Origin of the sequence: Teichococcus aestuarii, from assembly GCF_042651065.1 — a bacterium.
GTDB classification, from domain to species: Bacteria; Pseudomonadota; Alphaproteobacteria; order Acetobacterales; family Acetobacteraceae; genus Pseudoroseomonas; species Pseudoroseomonas aestuarii.
Window position 1 is genome coordinate 15,477 of sequence record NZ_JBHSCH010000050.1, and the last position, 19,193, is coordinate 34,669.

Genomic DNA, 19,193 nt, shown 5'->3' on the forward strand with positions numbered 1-19,193 from the left:
CGGCCGCGGTTCCCGCCGCGGCCGCCCGTTCTTCAGCTGTGGATGAGGCGGGTGATTACCACATCCTTCAGCCCTTCCTCCTGGATGCGCGCTAGGCTGTCGAACAGATTGTCCCGCAGCGTGGTAGGGTCGGTCCGGCCCGGGCGCAGTTCCTGACGCTCCGACATGGCCATCAGCCGTTGCAGCACCGCCTGCTTCAGCCGCGGCGACAGATCCTTGAATTGCTGGGTCTGCGCCGCCTGGGTCTCCAGCGTCACGGAGACGACCACGTAGGACATGCGGCGGCTGGCGGCCGGCAGGTTCACCGTGAAGTCGCCGAGCGTGACGTACTCGAACTCCTTCTTGGGTGCCTCGGCGGCCTGGGCGGCATGGAGAGGGGCCAGCACCGCCGGAATCAGCGCAGCGGCCACCAATCCACCCAGCAATGAGCGGCGAAAATAAGGGGACATCCACGACCTCGTGCGTTATGGCGCCCGTTAATTCGCATCGGCGAAATCTCGCGTCAATCGGTAAGTCTCATTTTTGCGACGCGGGCTGGCTTACTCCCGCCGCCGGCCGGAAGCCCTTCTGGGCCCAGACAATGCCGATGATCTTGGCCACGGCCTCGAAATGCAGGGGCGGGATTGGCTGGCCCACCTCCACGGAAGCGTGCAAGGCCCGCGCCAGCGGCTTGTCCTCCATGATGGGCACCCCGGCGGCCTGAGCCCGTTCACGGATCCGCAGCGCCAGGTGATCGGTGCCCTTGGCCAGACAGACCGGCGCATAATCCTCCCCGCGCTCGTAGCGCAGGGCCACGGCGAAGTGGGTGGGGTTGGTGATGACAACCGTCGATTTCGGCACATCCGCCATCATTTGTCTTTGCGAAAACTTGCGGCGTCGTTTCTTGAGGGCGGCCTTCACATGCGGATCGCCATCGGTCGAGCGCATCTCCTCGCGCATCTCCTGAATGGTCATCCGCTGCCGCCGTTGATAATCGAAGCGCTGGAAGCTGATGTCGATGGCCGCGATCAGGAATGAGACCGCCGTCACCGCAAAGAGGATGGTGATAATCGCGTTGGTCGCCAAAGCCGGAAAGGCGGCCGGGTCCAGCTCCGCCAATGATGCGCTCTGCTCGTAGAGCGGCGTGCCGACAAGCCAGCAGGCGGCGGCAACGGCGCTGGCCTTGAGCAGGTTCTTGCCGAACTCGAACAACGCCTTGAAGCTGAAGAGGCGCTTCATGCCGGAGAGCGGCGAGATGTGCGACAGCCGCACCTCTAGGCGCTCCGGCGCCACCACCACGGTGTTCTGCATCAGGTGCGGCAGCAGGCTGCCGGCCATCAGCAGGCCGAAGACCGGCAGCAGCGCCAGGGCGAGCGCCTGCACCAGCGCCCAGCCGGCTTGGCGGTAACCCTCCTCCGTCAGCAGCAGGAAGGCCTCCGGCTGCTCGATCATTGGCAGGAGCAGGGTGGCGACGTGATGGGCGATCGTGCCGCCTGACAGGCCCAGCACAATCAGCATCGCGGCATAGAGGCCGAAGCTGGAGCCCTCGCGTGAGATTGGCAGATCGCCCTTCTCTCGCGCTTGCTGCAGTTTGCGGGCGGAGGCTTCGAGGGTTTTTTCCTGGCCACTTTCCTCTGCCATGCGGCTCAGCGCCCGGCCATGATGGCGGGCCCATAAGCGGCCAGGACCTCCGCCACGAAGGAGGGCGCCGTCACCTGCAGCAGTTGCAGCCCGACCAGCAGCAGGGCGGGGGCGCCAATCATGAAGACCGGCATAGCCGGCAAAGCCCGGTTGATGCCTGCCAGCGCCATGTTGAACAGCACCGATAGCAGCAGGAACGGCATGCTGAGCTGCATGGACAGGCGGAAGGCGGCCTCCACCCCCTCGGTGACGGAGCGGGCGGCGGCGGCGCTGGGCAGCGGCTCGCCCAGCCCCACCAGGGCGTAGCTGTCGGCCAGGGCGCGCAGGCCCAGATGGTGCCCGTCGATGGCGAACAGCGCCACGAGGCAGGCTACGTAGATGGCCGCTCCCAGTACCGCGGAATTGTCCATGCCGATGCCGAAGGCGAAGGCGTTGCTGATGCCGATGCTCTGGCCAATGATCTGCCCGGCCGCCTGCACGGCGGAGAGCAGGATGCGCGAGAGCGTGCCGAGGAAGGCGCCAGTGATCACCTCCAGCGCGGCGGCCGCCACGCTGCCCCACACGCCAGGCGCCGCCGTGGCGGGCCCCGCCAGCGGGGCGATGCAGTAGGCCACCACCAGCCCGGCGATGATGCGGATTCGGGCCGGCATCTGCCCCTCGCCCAGGCCGGGCAGCAGCATGAAGGCGGCCGAGACGCGGCAGAACACCAGCAGCAGGCGGTAGAGCTCCGCGTTCAGCCAGTGTTCCAGCGTCATCGCCGCCTGCATGGCGGGCAGCCGGGTCAGATCTGGCCGACGGTGCGCAGCTTGGCCCGCTGGTGCACCTCGGCATGGGAGATGACGGCGATGGTGGGGTTGATGCGCTCCACCAGATGCCGCACGAAGGGCCGCGCCCCGGCCGAGGTCAGCACCGCCGGCCAGTCGCCCTTGGCCGCCGCCTCGGCGATCCGGGCGCGGGTGGCGCTGACCAGTTCCTGGATCTTGGAGGGCGCCATGGCGAAGCTGCGCTGGTCGCCCTCCTCGACGATGGCGCTGCCCACCTCCTTCTCCCATTCGGGGGAGAGCAGAAGGGTGGTGATATAGCCATCCTCCTGCGTCAGCCCGCGGCAGATCTGCAGCGACAGGCGCTGGCGCACATGCTCGGTCAGCATGGAGACGTTTCGGGTGAAGCTGGCGCCCTCGTGCAGCGCCTCCAGGATCAGCGGCAGGTTGCGGATCGAGATCCGCTCGGCCAGCAGGGTGGAGAGCACCTTCTGCAAGGTGGCCAGCGGCAGGACGGCGGGGATCAGGTCCCCGACCAGCCGCTGGTGCTCCTTCTCCAGCCCGTCCAGCAGCTTCTGCGTGGCGGCATAGCCCTGGAGCTGGGCCATGTAGCCCTTCAGCACCTCGGACATGTGGGTGGTCAGCACCGTCTCGACATCGACCACCGTCAGCCCCTGCGCCATGGCCATCTCGCGCAGCGCCGGCTCGATCCAGCGGGCGCGGATGTGGAAGGAGGGCTCCTGCGTGTCGATGCCGGGCACGCCGATCTCCTGCCCGCCCGGCGCGAAGGCCAGCAGGCGGCCGAGCATCAGCGTCTCCCGCGCCACCTCCACGCCCTGCACCTGGATGGAGTATTCGCCCGAGGCGAGGTCCATGTTGTCCTTGATGCGGACGGCGGGCAGCACGAAGCCGTATTCCAGCCCGAAGGCGCGGCGCAGCTTCTTGATCTTCTCGGACAGCCCGCCCTGGCGGCCGGCGGTCAGTGAGACGAGGCCCATGCCGAGCTCCAGCCGGACGTCATCCACCCGGATGAGCTCCGCCATGCTCTCCTCGCGCGGTGCGGCATCGGGCGTGGCGGCGCTGCTCTCCGCGGCGGCGGCGGCGCGTTGCACGGCGGCCTGCGCCAGCCAGCCGCCGCCCGCCGCTACCAGCCCAAGCGCCACGAAGGGCAGGAAGGGCAGGCCGGGCAGCACCGCGAAGAGGCCCGACAGCCCCGCCGCCAGGTAGAGCGGCTTGGGATGGGCGCCGAGCTGGGCGATGAAGGCCTTGTCGGTCGAGCCGCGCACGCTGCCCTTGGAGACCAGCATGCCGGCGCCCACCGAGACGATCAGCCCCGGGATCTGCGAGACGATGCCATCGCCCACCGCCAGCGTCACGTAGTTCGCCGCCGCGCCGGAGAGCGGCATGCCATGCCGCATGGTGCCGACGACGATGCCGCCCAGCACGTTGACGATGGTGACGATGATGGCCGCCACGGCATCGCCGCGGACGAATTTCGAGGCGCCGTCCATGGCGCCGAAGAAGGAGTTCTCGTCCTCCAGCTCCTTGCGGCGGCGCTTGGCCTCGGCATCGTCGATGGTGCCGGCGGCGAGGTCGGCGTCGATCGCCATCTGCTTGCCGGGCATGGCGTCCAGGCTGAAGCGCGCCGCGACCTCGGCGATGCGCCCCGCACCCTTCGTCACCACGATGAAATTCACGATGATCAGGATGGTGAAGACGATGACGCCGATGATGAAGTCGCCGCCGACGATGAACACCGCGAAGCCGTGGATGACGCTGCCCGCCGCGTCCAGCCCGCGATGGCCGTCGGCCAGGATCAGCCGCGTGGTGGCCAGGTTCAGCGCCAGCCGCAGCAGCGTGGCCACCAGCAGCACCGTGGGGAAGACCGAGAAATCGAGCGGCCGCTCGATCCAGATGGCGACCATCAGGATCAGCACGGAGAGGGTGATGGAGGTGGCCAGGCCGAGATCGACCAGCCAGCGGGGCATGGGCAGCACCAGCACCGCCAGCAGCAGCACCAGCGCCGCGGCGAACAGCATGTCCTGGTGGCCAAGGCTGCCGCGCAGCCTGCTCAGGAACGACATGGCCTAAAGCCCGACGATCAGCTGCGCGATCTCCTCCGTATAGGAGCGCAGCGCGGCGAAGCCGAAAGGCAGGGAGAGCATGGTGGCCACCAGCGTCACCACGATCTTGGGAACGTAGGAGAGGGTCATCTCCTGGATCTGCGTCAGCGCCTGCAGCACCGAGACGGCGACGCCGGTGATCAGCGCGGCCAGCAGGGGCGGGGCCGCCACCAGCATGGTGGTGTAGAAGCCGCCGCGCAGAACCTCGACAACGTCGCCTTCATTCATCGGAAGCTCCGGCCGTTCTGGCGGTCAGGCGAGGGAAGGGATCATGGCGGTGCTCACACCGCCATGCGCAGCACATCCGTGTAGGCGCCGACGACCTTGTCGCGCAGCTGGGTCAGGGTCTGCACGGTGAGTTCGGCGGCGGCGGCGGCCTGCACCACCTCCTGCACGTCGGCCGTGCCCGCCACGCCGCGCGCCGCGGTCACTTCCGCGCGGCGCAGCGTGGCCAGCGAGGCCCGTGCGGCATCGCCCACCATGGTGCCGAAATCCCCCGAGGGGGTGGCCGTGGCACCGTAGGCGCGGATGGCGGCGGAGACGGGCGGGATCGCCGCGAGCGGTGTGGTCATGGCGTTCACGCCCTCAGGATGTCGAGTGTCTTGCCGTAGAGCGCGCGGGCCTGCTGCATTACGGCGATGGAGGCCTCGTAGCTGCGCCCGGCGCTGCGCAGGTCCGCCTGTTCGATCAGCGGGTCCACATTCGGCAGCTTGACGTAGCCCTGCTCATCCGCCGCCGGGTGGGCGGGGTCGAACTGGGTGCGGAAGTCGCGCGGGTCGGGGCGGATGTTGTCCATGCGCACCAGCTGCGCGCCGGTGCCGCGGTCGACCATCCGGCCGAAGGTGAGCAGCTTGCGCCGGTAGGGGTCGCCGCCAGGCACTGCGGCGGTGGAGGCGGCGTTGGCGATGTTCTCGGCCGCCACCCGCATGCGCACGGCCTGGCTGCTCATGCCGGAGGCGGCGGTGGCCATCGCCTGGGTCAGCGGGCCGGCGCCGGAGACGGGGTTGATGCGGATCATCAGCGGCCTCCGGCGGCGGTGCGCAGCAGCGCCGCGCCGCGGCGGTAGACCAGGGTGGCGAGGTCGTAGGCCTTCGCCACGTCGGCCTGCTTGACCATCTGTTCCTCCAGATTGACCGTGTTGCCGTCCGGGTCCTCGCTGTAGCCCTCGGCACGGTCGGCGGTGACGGTCAGCCCCTCCCGCGTGCGGCCGAGATGGCCCGGGCGCGTCGCCGCGAGTTGCAGGCTGGGCAGGCCGGGCTGGTTGCGCAGCAAGGCGCTGTCGAACTGGAAGGCCTTCACGTCCCGCGCTCGGTAGAGGGGCGTATCGGCGTTGGCGATGTTCTGCGCCAGGATGTTCTGCCGCTCCGCCAGATGCCGCATGCGGGCGCCGGTGATGCGGAAGACGTCGATACCGTCGAGCATGGGATCGGGGCGCCTCTCTGCTGTCGCCCCGACGAATAGCGCCGGCCCTTGCCCTTGTCGAGATTTTTCGCATAGATGTTTCGGCAGGAAGGTCCTGGAAGTGGGTGTGCTTTCCAGGCTATCCGCAAAAATTCGCATGAGGACTTTGCCGGTGGTCTCACCTTTGGGCGATGTCGCCTCGCAACTGGCGCGGGTGCCGCGATGGCAACGCTTCGGCACGCTGTCGGCGGTGCGCGGCGCCGCGCTCTCGGCCACCGGCCTGGGCGAGAGCCTGGCGATCGGTGACCGCATCCGGGTCGGGCGCTTGGGGCGCGGCGCCATGCATGGCGAGATCGTCGCCTTCTCGGCCGAGAGCGCCATCGCCGTGCCAGAGGGTGGCACGGAGGGGCTCAGCCCGGGCGCCCGTCTGTGGCTGGAGGAGCCGCTGAGCCTCTACCCCTGCGATGCCTGGATGGGCCGGGCGATCGACAGCCTGGGGCGGCCGCTGGACGGGCTGGGGCCGCTGCCGCAGGGCCGCCGCGGCGTGCGGCTGCGCCAGGCCCCGCCCGATGCGTTGCGCCGCCGGCTGGTGGGCGCGCGGCTGGGCACGGGGCTGCGCGCGCTGGATGTGTTCACCCCCATCTGCCGCGGCCAGCGCCTGGGCATCTTTGCCGCCTCCGGCGTCGGCAAATCGACGCTGATGGGCATGTTGGCGCGCTTCGTCGAGGCTGATGTGGTGGTGGTCGGGCTGGTGGGCGAGCGCGGGCGCGAGGTGCGCGAGTTCCTCGACCAGACGCTGGGCGAGGAAGGGCGGCGGCGGACGGTGGTGGTGGTCTCCACCTCCGACCAGCCGGCGCTGGCCCGGCGGCGCGCCGCGCAGGCCACGCTGGCCGTGGCCGAGCATTTCCGCGCCGAGGGCCGGCAGGTGTTCCTGCTGCTCGATTCCGTCACCCGGCTGGCGCATGCGCAGCGCGAAATCGGGCTGGCGGCAGGCGAGCCGGCCACCGCCCGCTCCTACACCCCCTCTGTCTTCACCGAGCTGCCCGCCCTGCTGGAGCGGGCCGGGCCGGGCGTGCAGGGGGAGGGCGACATCACCGCCGTCTTCACCGTGCTGGTCGATGGCGACGACCATGACGAGCCGATCGCCGATGCCGTGCGCGGCATTTTGGACGGGCATATCGTGCTGGACCGCCGCGTGGGGGAGCGGGGCCGCTGGCCGGCCATCGACGTGCTGCGCTCCGTCAGCCGCGCCCTGCCGCGCTGCCATTTGCCGGAGGAGAACCGGCTGCTGTCGGAGGCGCGGCGCCTGATCGGCACCTATGCCGACATGGCGGAGATGATCCGGCTGGGCGCCTACCGCGCGGGCAGCGATGCCGAGGTGGATGCGGCCATCCGCCACCACCCGGCGCTGGAGGCCTTCCTGGGCCAGGGCATCGACGAGCGGTCCGATGCGCCGGCAGCCTTCGCCCGGCTGGGCCAGATCCTGCAGGGGGGGTGAGGCCGGTCATGTCCTGGAAGCTCCCGGAGGGCGCCGAGGTTCCGCCGCACCTCCCGCCGATGCCCTTCGCGCCGGCGGCGCTGCGCCTGCCAGCGGTTCCGCCGCCCCCGGCCCCCCTGTCCGTCGCCCCGGGACTGGAATTGCTGGTCGACCGCTTCCTGCCGGATGAGGAGGCGGATCTCTTCAACCGCCCGGCCTTCCATGCGCTGCATCGCGCGCGCTGCCCTGGCGGGGGCGTGCTGATGCAGCTGCGGCAGGACCGTTCCCCGCGGATCTGCGGCCGGTTCCACGCATTGCAGGTGGAGCCGGGCCTATGGTCCAGCCCCGGGCGTGGCTCCTATGGCGGTTTCGACCTGGCGGAGGATCTGGGGCCGGTGGAGACGGAGGCCTTCATCCGCGCCGCCGAGGCCTGGCTGCTGGCCGCCGGCGCGCGCCGCCTGGAACTGGTGCTGCCGCCGCTGGGCTATGCGCCGGAGCGGAGCGCGCTGACCTTCAACGCCCTGGCGCGCCTCGGCTATGGCGTGACGCGGCACGAGCTGAACCAGGCGATCAGTCTGGGCCGCCACAGCTTCAGCGCCTGCGGCACCTATGCCAACCGCAAGCGGCTGGCCAAGGCGGCGCGGGAGGGGGTCTCCGCCAGCCTGCTGGAGCCGGCCCTGCATGAGGCGGCCTATGGCGTGCTGCTGGAGAGCCGGCGCAAGAAGAACTACAGCCTGAGCATGAGTTGGCCCCAGGTGCAGGAGATGCTGGCGGGATTCCCCGGCGCCGTGCATGTCTTCGGCGCCTTTTTGAAGGGCGAGATGATCGCCGCCGCCCTCTGCGTGCAGGTCAACCCGGCGATCCTCTACGTCTATGCCTGGGGCGAGAAGCCCGGCGTGGAGCGGCTCAGCCCGGTGACGGTGCTGGCAGGGCGCATCTACCACTTCGCCCGCGCCGAAGGGTGCCGGATGCTGGATCTCGGCACATCCTCCATCCAGGGCGAGCTGAACCAGGGGCTCTACGCCTTCAAGAAAAGCCTGGGCGCCGCGGCGTCCGTGAAGCTGTACCTGGGTAAGACGCTGGGCTGGACCGTGTGAAGGCCCAGCCCTCCTGAAAGCCCGCCCTGGCGGCCGGCTTCAGGCCAGCGGCTTGCGGGCGCGGATGCCGATATTGGCGAGCAGGTCGGGCGGCACCTCCTCGCCCACCTGCACCAGCGCCGTCAGCAGCTCCTCCGAATAGTCGAGCATCATGCTGTTGGGCAGCGTCTTCACGAAGTAGCCGAAGCGGTGCTCGGGCACGAGGCCGGCGCCCGAGAGGTCGGCCGCCAGGGTGTCAAGGTCATAGACCCGCAGGTGCCCCACCTGGTGGTCGCGCGGGGAAAGCTCGTCCAGCCGGCCGATCAGCCCCATGCGCAGCGCCACGCGGCGGTGCAGGGAGCGGCGGTTGGGTACCACCACGATCAGCGAGCCGCCCGGCTTCAACCAGCTCGCCGCCTGCGCCAGGGTCACGGCGGGCTCGGCCACATGTTCCATCACGTGCAGTGAGAGCACCACGTCATAGGCGGCGGGGGCGTGGAACTCTTCGAACATGGCGCAATGCACGCCCAGCCGCTCGCCATGCCGGCGGCGCGCTTCCTCGCTCAGCGTGGGCGAGCCCTCCACCAGCTCCAGGCTGAAGGGGCCCTTGATCAGCACGTCGGTCATCAGGCCATTGCCATGCCCCATGGTCAGCACGCGGCTGCCAGGCGGGATCTGCGCCAGCACCATCGGCGCGGAGCTGAGCTGCATGGTGTGCTCGACATGGTGGTCCACCACCGCGTCGTTCAGGTAGTAGTCCTGCGCCAGGCGCTCCAGCTCGTCCTGTGTGACCGTGCTCATCAGGGTTCTCCTATCCGCAGTCCCGTCAGGATCTGCTCATTCATGGAATCGAAGCCGAGCCGGCCGGCGCCGCACAGCAGCTGCCCCGCCCAGCCTTCCGGCCCCCGCGCGTGGAAGGCCGCCAGCGCCGCCTGAAAGGCCCTGCGGTTGTCGAAGCTCGGCACCTGCAGGCAGGGCAGGCTCGTCACGCCCAGCAGACGCATCGGCGCGCCCTCTCGCAGCAGCCCCGTCTCCTCCAATGCCCGGCGGGCTTCCGCCGCGCCGGGATGGGGCAGCCCCTCCGGCACATGGCCGAATTCCAGCGCCATCACGCGCCGGCCGCCCTCCGCCACAGGGCCGGCGGAGACACGCAGCGCCGGCGCACCGGGTGCAGCGAGTAGCAGGCTGAAGGGGCAGTGCCGAAGGTCGGCCTCCGCCACCTCGGCCCAGCCGAAGGCGACGCTCAGGCGTTGCGGCGCGTAGTCCACCCCGGCGGCGCGAAACAACTCCTCCGCCCCAAGCCCCAGCGCGCAGGTGGCGGCGGGCAGGCTCAGCCGCTGCGGGGCGCCTCCGGGTGGTGCGGCGAAGTCCAGCAGCACTGTGCCCCGCGGCCCGGAGGCCATGTGCCGCAGCCGCCCCACCGGATTGATCCGCACGGAGGGCAGCGCCGTCAGCAGGGTCAGCAGCCGCTCCACGAACACCGCCGAGACGCCGCCCCGCATCCCCCAGAAGGGCCGGTGCGGGCGGAAGCCCGGCGTCTCGCCCCGGAAGGCCTCCAGCACGGTGCGTGGGTGGAACAGCGCCAGCCACAGCTTGCGCCGCGCTGCCGCGACGCGGCTGGCCCAGCCCGGATCGAGCCGTGCGGCCACCGCCGGGATCAGCAACCCGTGCAGCGTGGCGCCGTGATTGGCCAGCGACGCTTCCTCCAGCGGCGTCTCCTCCAGCGCCGCCCGTACCGCGCCCGCCGGGTGGCCGGGCCGGAAACGGCAGGGCGGCGGGGAGGGGGCCTCCAGCAGTGCCGCCGCCTCCCGCGCGATGCGGCTGCGGCGCGCGGGGTCGAGCAGCGGCGGCAGGGCGGCGATGTCGGCATTGGTCAGCACGCAGGGCGCGCGCCGGCCTTCCAGCCACATCTCGGGCGCCGCGGCGCGCACCAGCTCCTCGCCCAGCACCTCCTCGACCAGGGCACGGATGCTGCCGAGAAAAGGCAGGTGGTCATCCCGCGCCAGATCGCAGCCCGGGACGGGCTGGTCGCCCGCCGCCTCATGCTCCAGCTCGAAGACGCGGATGCCGAGGTTGAGCCGCCTTCCCTCCAGCATGATGCCGGCGAAGCTGGCGCCGAGCCGCGCCGGATCGGCGTGCAGCGTCACCGGCCGGCCGTGCTGGCCGGCCCGCAGCGCCGCCACCAAGCAGGCGATGGAGCCGCCGACGAGGTGCAGCGCCTCAGCCATGACCTGGCTTGCGGAAGCGGAAATAGGTCATGGCGCCATGGCCGGGCATGGCCTCCGCCAGGCTGTCATAGGCCTCGATCAGCGCCGAGCCGAGCCGCGCCATGCCGGCATTCGGCAGCGGCTTCAGCAGAATGCCCTCGCGCCCCACCTCCTCCAGCCCCAGCGCGCAGATCCAGGCGGCGCTGTGGTCTGGCGGCTCCAGCCGCAGCGTGTGGAACAGCGCGCCGCGCTCGCTGATGGCGCAGGGATCCTCGATCAGGCCGGCCTTCCAGGCCGCCAGCCGGTGCAGCGAGTGCGGGTTGGGCAGGGTGACATGCAGCAGGCCGCCTGGCCGCAGGCCGCGCAGCAGGCGGGCCAGGGCGGCGGAGGCATTCGGCAGCTCGTGCAGCACGTTCAGCGCCAGCACATGGTCGAACGGCTCCTCGCCAGTGAAATCTTCGATCATCCCCTCGATGACGGTGACGCCGGGCAGGCCGCGCGCCCGGGCCCGCGCCGCATAGGAGACGGAGCGTTCCAGGCAGAGGAAGCGGCGGCCCTCGCCGCAGAGCTCGGCCGTGAGCAGGCCGGTGGCCGAGCCGGCCTCCAGCACATGATCATCCGGCCGCAGGTGGCGCAGCACGCGGCGTGCGGTGAGGCGCGTGTACCAATGGTCGAAATCCTGCTCCGGATCGTAGCGATCCGAATAGTCGGCGGCGCGGAGGGGAGAGGCTTCCGCAGGCATGGAAGGGGGGGGAGGGATCATCGCAGGAACCTTGGCGGCAAGAGGACCATGCGCGAGATTCGCATCGCCCTTCAATAATTGTTCGCATGAACTTTGCCGGGCGGCGTCAGCCCTGCAACAGCTGCGCGGCGGCCCGGCGCAATCCCTCCGCCAGCCCTTCCGGATTGGCCGCGCTCTGCTGGGCGAAGCGCGCCCAGGCCGCGCCGCTGCGGCGGCGCAGATCGGGATCGCGGATCAGGTCGAGGGCCCAGGCGATCTGCGCTTCCGCATTCTCCGGCTCGCGCAGCAGGCTGCCCTGCGGGGTCTCGAAGCAGGCGCGGCAGGCCGCCTCCTCCTCCGCCCGCAACACCCCCGCCCGGCGCGGCATGACGAACAGGCCATCCATTAGGCCCGCCGGGCTGTCGGCCTCCGGCGCCGAGGCGCGGAAGACATAGGGCACGCCATAGGCCATGGCCTGTGCCGCCGTGGCGCCCGAGCCCACCGGCCAGCCATCAAGGTAGAGGTCCGCCAGCGCCGCCTCCGTCGGCACATCAGCCCAGCCGATGAACTGCGCGCGCTCCGCCACGCCATGCCGCTCCAGGCAGGCGCGCAGACCCGGCAGGTCCTGCCGGCCGGCATAGCGCCAGACCGCCTGCGGCGCGGCTTGCAGGATGCGGGCGGCGACATCCCAGAGGGGCGGGGAGTCGAGCTTGTCCTCGCGCATCAGCGTCGTCATCACCACTGCACCCTCGGGCAGTTCCTGGCGCCGCTGCCGCGCGGCGGCTTCCACCGCGGCGTCGCGTGGCCGCACCTGGAAGGCCATGGGCAGGATGTGCCAGGTGGCGCCCCGCATCGGAAACGGCGCCATGGGCGAGCCGCCACGCAGGCACAGCCGCAGGTCGATGCCGGGGATCGGCGGATGGAACTTCATCGACCACCACGCCAGGCGTGGCGCGATGCCCAGCCCGGCGGCATAGGCCAACATGTGCGGGTGGCAGATCCAAACCGCGGCACGACAGCCGGCTTCCGCCAGATCCGCGCGCAGGGCCAGCAGGCGCGCGGGCAGCGGTGCATCCGCGGGCAGGTCGCTCGGCAGATGGAGGCTGGCCCCGGCTTCGGCACAGGCCGCCGCAAAGGCTGGATGCACCCCGCCCAAGGCCCATACCTGCGGCGTGAAGCCTGCCTGGCCCTGCGCCTTGAGGTATCGCAGCGCCAGCAGCAGCACCTCGGTATGAGCCAGCAGAACCCCGTTGTGCACGATGAAGGCCAGGGGCGGGGGACCCTGTGAGGCTGCTGTGCACCATGCCACCGCTTGGGCGCAGGGAGGATGGGCTGCCCTGTGCCGCCTGCCTAGGTCGGCCATGGGCTCCGCCCACTTTCCGATCCAGGAGGCGTAGTGCTGCTCGGACTCGTCACGCTTCAGCCATTGCTCTAGGAGCCAGCCTTCCAGGTGCAGCGCGGTTTCCACGTGCCCGGAACGGATGGCCTCCAGCAACCAGGGCAACGCGACATGCTCCACCAGTGCCCGCGCATAAGCCAGCGGCCGACGCGCCCATAGCCCCAGGAAAGTAAGCGCGCACTGCAATTGCCAAAGCGGCGCGCTGGCCGACACGTCGGGCACCCAGGTCGCCGGATCGGCTAAGCCTTCGGCATTGCCGAGCAGGCCGAGCGTCCAGAGTGCCTGATGCAGGGAGGGAGCAGCCCGTGCGGTGTTCTCGTTGTCCAGCAGGCAGCGGAGGCCCCATCGCAGCGCCACGTCACGGCCTTGGTCGATGCTCAACGCGACGATGGCCAGCAGCAGCGGTTGGGCTTCTCCCGCCCTGAGCGCCGGGACGGCCACGCGGCTCAAATGCTGCGACAGACCATGCCAGCCGGCATGATTTAGCCCCGCCCCGTTGGCCAGCAGGCTCGCCACCCGCCCGAGCGAGGCCAGCGGAAGCAGGATCTCATTCGCCCCGGGGCCACCCGGCCGCACCAGGCGCAACAGGGTGTCGCCCAGGGCCTCGGAGGTGGCGGGGCTGAGCGGCTTGGCGCCGGGCAGCAGGGGCAGCAGGGGCAGCAGGTCGGACCAGCGATCCGTCTGGCGTAGAGCGAGCTCGAGAGAAGCCATGGCATCCCTTCTGGATCCAGGCGGGCCCTGGCAGCGGCGCTAGCGGTTGCCCAGGATGGAGAAGAGCGCCGCCGCGCTGGCGCCAGAGAAGCTGTTGCCACCCCACGAGATCGGCTGGATCAGCGTGGCGGTTCCGGTGGAACTGGCCAGCGCCTTGGCTTCCGCCACGCTGGATTGTGCCACGTAGCGGTCCAGCAATTTGGCGAGCTTGGCGGGGTCCTTGAGGTCGGCGATGTTCATCCGCTTCTCCAGCATCGCCTTCTGAGTGTCGACATTGATGCTGGCGAAGCTGTCGGGCAAACCGAGGACGGATTGCACGACCGCGGCCAGGTTCCGGTCGGCAATCACGCTGTACCAGCCGCTCACCTGCGGCAGCATGCGCTTCGCGTAGATGGCACGACGCAGGCTCTCCGATGTCTCGCCCAGAGCCTCCTCGAAGCGGGCCTGGGAGTATTTCGTGGCGATGGCTTCGAGGGTGGCGGGATCGGTCACCTTGGGGCCACCGCTTCCAGCGACCCGCGTGCTCCCCTTCGTGGAGGAGATGAGGTAGGCGCGAGCGCTGCTGTCCGGGTCGGCCTGGAAGCTGAGCGATCCGTCGCCGCGACCCTTGGCGTCGGTGATCACCAGCTTCAGGCCGAGCACCGTGACGCTGATATCCTCGCGGCCGCCATCGGCGTTGCGGAAGGCGGCCTGGAGCGCGGCGGCGATGCCTGCGCGGGTATCCAACCCATCGAGATCGACATTCCCGATGCTGACACCGCCCAGCGTCCCGCTGGCCGAGAGAAAGCTCTGCCCGGCCATGATCCCCTCGAGCTGCAGCGTGATGCTGGAGGGGACGGCCGGAATTTCGGGAATGGTGATGCCGCCGAAATTCAGGTCCTTGGAGATCTGGCGGTAGCGGTAGTCCGTCATCCGGCCGGCGATGGAATTTGCATCGTCGGGGTTGCTGTCGAGAACCTTCCGCATCAGCCCATCGAAGCCAATCTGGCTGTCGAGACCATAGGCCTTGAGGACAATGGTCTGCAGGCGTCGATCGGCCAACAGATCCTGGGCTGTCAGCTTGGTGGGCAATTTCTCCCGTAGATAGGCGAGTTCGCGCTGCAGGGAGGCGTCCTTGCTGAACGCCTTGAAGTCCGAAGGACCCTTGCCCTGCAGCAACTTCCACCCGGCGATGCCGGAAGGAATGCCCACCGTGACAGCGTTGACCCTCATGCTTCCATGGCGAATGTCTTGGCTTCGGCGTCTTCCGCCGCCGGCAGGTAGCCGGTTGGCAGACGCATGATCAGCCGGTCGGTCGCAGGGTCACGCAACTCGGAGTAGAGGCGCATGGTCTCGCCATCCAGGCGGACATCGAAGGCAGGGCTGGACGCCGTGATCTGCTTCTGACGTTCCGCGAGCTGCGGCTCGGAGCTGCCGGAGGCATGGACGGCCGCCTCACGCTCCTCATGCTCCGCAGCAGGCTGGCTCTTGGTGAGGATGTCAGGCCCTGAAACCTGCTTCTTCACCCCTTGGGTGGCTTCAATCATGGCTCTTGCTCCTTGTTTTGCGTCAGGCCACTCGCTGGCTCGGGGTTCTCCCACGCGTTATGACAATAACATCAACCAAGAAATTTCGCATCGCTGCCCTGGTGCCTCAAATCACCCTCGCCCGGATTGTTCGGCCTCAGATTGCCATCCCGCCTGAAACGCTGGGGGGGATCCATATCCAGCAACACGGATTCATAGAGGATCAGTTCCCGCAGCGCCGCCAGGGTGCGGTAGGTATTGCCCTGCCGCATCTGACTCTCCGCCTCATCGAGCAGCGTACGGTGTTCAAGCTTCAGGAACACGCCACGCAGACACTCCAGTTGCTGCAGGAAGGTGTCGATGCTGCCCAGGGAGGATTGGGCGTTCAGCAGCACGTTCTGGGCCGCGAAATAGGCACGGCGCACGGGCGTGCTGGCATCCTCCGGGAGCAGGACGTCCTTCTCGCGCACGATCTGCGCCTTGGTCTCCACCATCAGATAGGCGCGCCGATCTCCATTGGTGACCACAGCGCCATTGATGAACAGCCTCTCGCCCGGAGCCAGCTTGAGAATCAGCGACATCAGCCCTGCTCCAGCCCTGGTGCCAGGTCAGGCTTGAGGCCGGCCATCACCACACGATTGACATCGCACAAGGCTTGAGGGCTGCGGCCCTCGCGCAGCACGCGGTCGCTTTCGGCGAAGACCCAGCGGGCCAGCGAGAGCAGGCGGGCCTTCATCACCTCATCCAGGCTGTTGCTCTGGTCCGCAAGATCGGTGGCAAAGGCGGTCCACACCATGCGGTTCTCATGGATCGCCGCGGGCAGAGCGGCGGGGCCGGCACCAGGGCGGCTGGCCTCTTCCAGCAACGCGGCAGCCCGCGCCAGCACGCGGTATTCGATATCGCGCGGATCCTCCGTGCCACGGATCACAGAACCATAGGCTGTGGCTGCTCCGCGGGGACGGTGCAAGGGCGCGTGCAACGGGTCGTCTTGTGCAGAGGTCAGCATTGGATTCTTCCTCGGTCACGCGCAGGCGGAGCACCGGCGGCGCCTGGTGAGAGGTGCTGGCTCACGCGCCATAGCGCGGCCATGACCCGCCAGTTCCGCCGGACGCCTTGGAAGGCTGGTGGGGCGCGGCCTGTGCCGCGCCCCCTTCTGGCTCAGCGGAAGAGCGACAGGATGCTCTGCGGCGCCTGGTTGGCAATCGAGAGCGCCTGGGTGCCGAGCTGCTCCTGCACCTGGAGCGCCTGCAGGCGGGCCGCCTCCTCCGACATGTCGGCATCGACCAGCGCGCCGAGGCCGGTGGTCAGGGTGTCGACCAGCTTGTCGAGGAAGTCCTTCTGCATGTCGATCCGGTTGCCGGCCGTGCCGAAGGTCGCCGCCGCGTTCGACACGTTGGTCGTCGCGGTGTCGAGCTTCTCGAGCAGGGTCTGGTAATCGGTCTTGGAGGACGTGAAGGAGTAAAGCTGATCGGTCGTGCCATCGGCCGTCGAGATGGTCAGCTGGCCGGACGTGGCATCGACATCCACGTCGAAAGTCTGGCCGGCCGCGGCAGTAGTCGCGAAGTCAACCGTACCGGCGGTCGCCATGCCGAAGTTGGCGGCCGCCAGGTTCGTGGCGCCCGTGGTCAGCGCAGTCTGGATCTCGGTGGCGATCTCCTCGCCCGTGATGTTGCTGTTGGTGACATCCGAGGCGGCGATGGCGATGACATAGACCCGGTCATCGGTGCTGAACTCGCTGTCGCCCTGCAGCAGGTCGCCTGTTTCGAAGGAGCCCTCCACCACCTTCAGCTTGTAGGTGTACATGGCGGATTCGTCGTCGCTGTCGAGGCTGCTGCCCACCTTCACAGAGAAGGTATCGCCCACCAGGAGCGGCTTGTCGGCGAAGGTCACGTCCAGGCGGCGGATGCCGCCGTCCAGCGTGCGGGCCGTTGTGGCACCGAAGCCGGTACCCAGCGCGCCCGTGCCCGCCTGCACTTCGACAAAATCGGTGTAATCGACGACCTTGGTGGTAGCGTTGATATTGCCGAAACTATGAACCGAATCACGGTTCTTGGCGCTGATCGTGAAGGTGGTGGAACTGGCGGTGCCACCCGAGACGATCTGATCCGCCTGGAACAGCGCGCTGAAGCCGGCATCGGCCTTCAGGTACTCGACCAGCGTGGCGACATCGTTGATGTCCCTGTTCAGCTTCACCGTCAGGCTGCGCTGCGTGCTGGTGGAATCGACGTACTGGAAGACGATCTCGTTGCCCGAGTTCAGGTCCATCGTGGCACCAACGGTCAGCGTGACCTTGGTGGTGCCATCGTTCTGGTTGAGGAAGGTCTGGTCGGCGCGCGAGAGCACCGTCAGGTCCTTCAGGCTCTCGAGCATCGAACCAGACTCGACCTTGAGGTTCTGGTTGGTGATGGTCGTGTAGGCCGCGGTGGAGATGCCGTTGACGGCGTTCACCGAGGTCAGCACGCGCTGGCTGCCGCTGGAATCGACCAGGTTCACGCCCTTGAAGGAAGCGGCCTGCGCGGTGGTGGTGATCTGCGCCAGCAGCGCGTCGATGTCGGCCTGCACCTGGGCCTTGTCCACCGCCGGGTTCTGCGCGGAACTGACCTTGGTGCGGACCTGCTTGACCAGGTCGGCGATCGTGGTCGCCGCCGTCTCGGCGGTGCTCAGGATCGAGGAGGAGACGGACAGGTTCTCGCTGACCTGCTTGTAGTTGGCGATATCGGACCGCATGGCGGTGGCCACCGCCCAGGTCGCCGCATTGTCCTTCGCACTCGCAACCTTGAGACCCGTGGAGATCCGGTTTTGCGTCTCCAGCAGGCTCTTCTGCGTCGCCTTCAGCGACTGCAGCGCCGTCATCGCGCCGTTATTGGTGAGGATGGAGCTGACCATGAATTGCGCCCTTCAAGGGTTCCGTTTCTGGTGGAGCGCCTTCTGACGCGGCTATCGCGGCACTGCGGCCTGTTCAGGCGGGCAGCGATGATGGTTTTTAGCATTGCAGGAAATGCCACTACAAGACTGATCTGTGCCACTTTCAATGTCCGGCACAGCAAAGTTTCGATTTTCAAAACCTAAAGAAGCGAACAAATATCTATGCAGATCATTGACGACATCTCTCCAGCTGTGAACATGGCCACAACGCCAAAGTCGTACCGTCGGATACCAGGGCGTATCGCGTCGCTTCGTCTGCCAACGCCAGTCCGGCACCAGGGGCAGCAGGAGGTCGCAGGGGACGCCCAGGGCGCCGGCAAGATGCACCGTTGAATTGTCGATGGTGACGACATGATCCATGGCCGCGGTTTGCGCCAATGCCTGCTCGATGCTGCCTCTGGCATCGATCTGCTCATCCACCAGCAGTGGCCAGGGCTCCGCTTCGGCGCGCAGGCTGGCAGGGTCGCCGTACTGCAGGCTGATCCAACGCGTGCCGGGCAGCGCGAAGAGCGGTGCGAGACGCTCCAGCGTCATGGAGCGGCGGCGGCCTGAAACGGCATTGTTCGTCCGCCACGACAGGCCGATCAGCCGGCATCCATTGCTGTAGCGGTCGCGCAGGTCCTGGCGCAGCGCCGGGTCGGCCGTCAGGAAGGCTCGCTGTGTACCGAATGCGCTCTCCGACCGGCGGAAGAAACGCGGCAGATCTCCCATCGCGATCTGCGCGTGGATTTCAGGGCCCGGCTTCTCATCACGCAGGAACGCCAACTGCGGGAAGGCGCGCGCCAAGGCGGGTTCAAGCCGCGGATCGCAGAGCACTGTCGCGCGGTGCCCTGCTGCCAGCAGATCGGGCAGGATCGAACAGAACATCACCTCGTCGCCGATGCCCTGCTCCCGCCAGATCAGGATTCGTCCAGGCGCCGGCAGAGACTCGCCATTCCATTCCGGCAATCCGAAATCGCGCGAGATCGCATCCTGCCCGTGCGCCCGCACGCGGCAAGCCTCCCAGCCTTCCGCGTAGCGCCCGGCCAGAAGCAACAGACGGCCATAATTGGCGCGCGGCAGTGGATCCTCCGGCGCCAGCACATGGGCGCGCTGCGCCAATGGCAGCGCCTGTTCCGGCCAGCCTTGCGCGGCCAGCACATGGGCAAGGTTGGTCAAGGCATGCGGATCGTCCGTATCCGTCCGGCCGCGGCCGCCTTCCTGGATGTGAGATAGCTCCTGATCTTAGCGACGTTCTTGAGTGTGTCGCTAAGGGCGGGGGTCGGCC

Annotated in this window: 20 protein-coding genes; 2 read left to right on the forward strand and 18 right to left on the reverse strand. The window is 68.7% G+C overall.

The features are described from left to right. Positions 1-32 precede the first annotated feature (32 nt). The 8 genes from ACFOY6_RS17340 to ACFOY6_RS17375 form a co-directional block, all read right to left on the reverse strand. The gene (locus ACFOY6_RS17340) at positions 33-410 is read right to left on the reverse strand and encodes a flagellar basal body-associated FliL family protein (RefSeq protein WP_379651761.1); all 378 of its coding nucleotides are present in this window, start codon (positions 408-410) and stop codon (positions 33-35) included. 106 nt (positions 411-516) lie between these two features. Further along, positions 517-1,620 (reverse strand): EscU/YscU/HrcU family type III secretion system export apparatus switch protein, encoded by a 1,104-nt coding sequence (locus ACFOY6_RS17345; RefSeq protein ID WP_379651762.1) that lies wholly within the window; start codon positions 1,618-1,620, stop codon positions 517-519. Positions 1,621-1,625: 5 nt separating this feature from the next. Then, complete coding sequence (locus ACFOY6_RS17350) at positions 1,626-2,375, reverse strand: flagellar biosynthetic protein FliR (RefSeq protein ID WP_379651763.1); 750 nt, start codon at positions 2,373-2,375, stop codon at positions 1,626-1,628. A gap of 26 nt (positions 2,376-2,401) precedes the next feature. After that, the gene (gene flhA / locus ACFOY6_RS17355; RefSeq protein ID WP_379651764.1) at positions 2,402-4,465 is read right to left on the reverse strand and encodes a flagellar biosynthesis protein FlhA; all 2,064 of its coding nucleotides are present in this window, start codon (positions 4,463-4,465) and stop codon (positions 2,402-2,404) included. Between the two features lie 3 nt (positions 4,466-4,468). Continuing rightward, positions 4,469-4,732, reverse strand: a complete 264-nt coding sequence (locus ACFOY6_RS17360; RefSeq protein WP_379640528.1) for a flagellar biosynthetic protein FliQ — start codon at positions 4,730-4,732, stop codon at positions 4,469-4,471. Positions 4,733-4,785: 53 nt separating this feature from the next. After that, on the reverse strand, positions 4,786-5,076 hold the full coding sequence (locus ACFOY6_RS17365) for a flagellar hook-basal body complex protein FliE (RefSeq protein ID WP_379640529.1): 291 nt from the start codon (positions 5,074-5,076) through the stop codon (positions 4,786-4,788). Positions 5,077-5,081: 5 nt separating this feature from the next. After that, positions 5,082-5,522 (reverse strand): flagellar basal body rod protein FlgC, encoded by a 441-nt coding sequence (gene flgC / locus ACFOY6_RS17370; protein WP_379651765.1) that lies wholly within the window; start codon positions 5,520-5,522, stop codon positions 5,082-5,084. After that, positions 5,522-5,926 carry a flagellar basal body protein gene (locus ACFOY6_RS17375; protein ID WP_379640530.1) on the reverse strand — a complete coding sequence of 135 codons (405 nt, stop codon included), beginning with the start codon at positions 5,924-5,926 and terminating at the stop codon, positions 5,522-5,524. Before ACFOY6_RS17375 ends, flgC begins: the two co-directional genes overlap by 1 nt. Before the next feature lie 136 nt (positions 5,927-6,062). Here ACFOY6_RS17375 and ACFOY6_RS17380 point away from each other — a divergent pair, with 136 nt between their 5' ends. Beyond that, a complete protein-coding gene (locus ACFOY6_RS17380) occupies positions 6,063-7,403 on the forward strand; it encodes a FliI/YscN family ATPase (RefSeq protein ID WP_379651766.1) in 1,341 nt (446 codons plus the stop codon). A gap of 8 nt (positions 7,404-7,411) precedes the next feature. Continuing rightward, the gene (locus ACFOY6_RS17385; protein WP_379651767.1) at positions 7,412-8,479 is read left to right on the forward strand and encodes a GNAT family N-acetyltransferase; all 1,068 of its coding nucleotides are present in this window, start codon (positions 7,412-7,414) and stop codon (positions 8,477-8,479) included. A 39-nt stretch (positions 8,480-8,518) separates the two neighbouring features. Here ACFOY6_RS17385 and ACFOY6_RS17390 read toward each other — a convergent pair whose 3' ends face one another. The 10 genes from ACFOY6_RS17390 to ACFOY6_RS17435 form a co-directional block, all read right to left on the reverse strand. Then, positions 8,519-9,259 (reverse strand): class I SAM-dependent methyltransferase, encoded by a 741-nt coding sequence (locus ACFOY6_RS17390; protein ID WP_379651768.1) that lies wholly within the window; start codon positions 9,257-9,259, stop codon positions 8,519-8,521. Then, positions 9,259-10,686 (reverse strand): hypothetical protein, encoded by a 1,428-nt coding sequence (locus ACFOY6_RS17395; RefSeq protein WP_379651769.1) that lies wholly within the window; start codon positions 10,684-10,686, stop codon positions 9,259-9,261. The genes ACFOY6_RS17390 and ACFOY6_RS17395 overlap by 1 nt, the downstream gene beginning before the upstream one ends. Continuing rightward, positions 10,679-11,428, reverse strand: coding sequence for a class I SAM-dependent methyltransferase (locus tag ACFOY6_RS17400; protein ID WP_379651770.1), 750 nt, complete (start codon positions 11,426-11,428; stop codon positions 10,679-10,681). The genes ACFOY6_RS17395 and ACFOY6_RS17400 overlap by 8 nt, the downstream gene beginning before the upstream one ends. Positions 11,429-11,513: 85 nt before the next feature. Beyond that, positions 11,514-13,370 (reverse strand): hypothetical protein, encoded by a 1,857-nt coding sequence (locus ACFOY6_RS17405; protein ID WP_379651771.1) that lies wholly within the window; start codon positions 13,368-13,370, stop codon positions 11,514-11,516. A gap of 165 nt (positions 13,371-13,535) precedes the next feature. Continuing rightward, entirely contained in the window at positions 13,536-14,708 is a 1,173-nt protein-coding gene (locus tag ACFOY6_RS17410; RefSeq protein WP_379651772.1) for a DUF1217 domain-containing protein, read from the reverse strand. Further along, positions 14,705-15,022: a hypothetical protein gene (locus ACFOY6_RS17415; RefSeq protein WP_379640541.1), complete on the reverse strand. Its 318-nt coding sequence runs from the start codon at positions 15,020-15,022 to the stop codon at positions 14,705-14,707. Before ACFOY6_RS17415 ends, ACFOY6_RS17410 begins: the two co-directional genes overlap by 4 nt. A 71-nt stretch (positions 15,023-15,093) precedes the next feature. Continuing rightward, entirely contained in the window at positions 15,094-15,582 is a 489-nt protein-coding gene (locus tag ACFOY6_RS17420) for a flagellar biosynthesis repressor FlbT (protein ID WP_379651773.1), read from the reverse strand. Further along, on the reverse strand, positions 15,582-16,007 hold the full coding sequence (flaF, locus tag ACFOY6_RS17425) for a flagellar biosynthesis regulator FlaF (protein ID WP_379640543.1): 426 nt from the start codon (positions 16,005-16,007) through the stop codon (positions 15,582-15,584). The genes ACFOY6_RS17420 and flaF overlap by 1 nt, the downstream gene beginning before the upstream one ends. Positions 16,008-16,159: 152 nt before the next feature. Then, on the reverse strand, positions 16,160-17,887 hold the full coding sequence (locus ACFOY6_RS17430) for a flagellin N-terminal helical domain-containing protein (protein ID WP_379651774.1): 1,728 nt from the start codon (positions 17,885-17,887) through the stop codon (positions 16,160-16,162). Positions 17,888-17,938: 51 nt separating this feature from the next. Beyond that, positions 17,939-19,084, reverse strand: a complete 1,146-nt coding sequence (locus tag ACFOY6_RS17435; protein WP_379651775.1) for a hypothetical protein — start codon at positions 19,082-19,084, stop codon at positions 17,939-17,941. Positions 19,085-19,193: the final 109 nt, after the last annotated feature.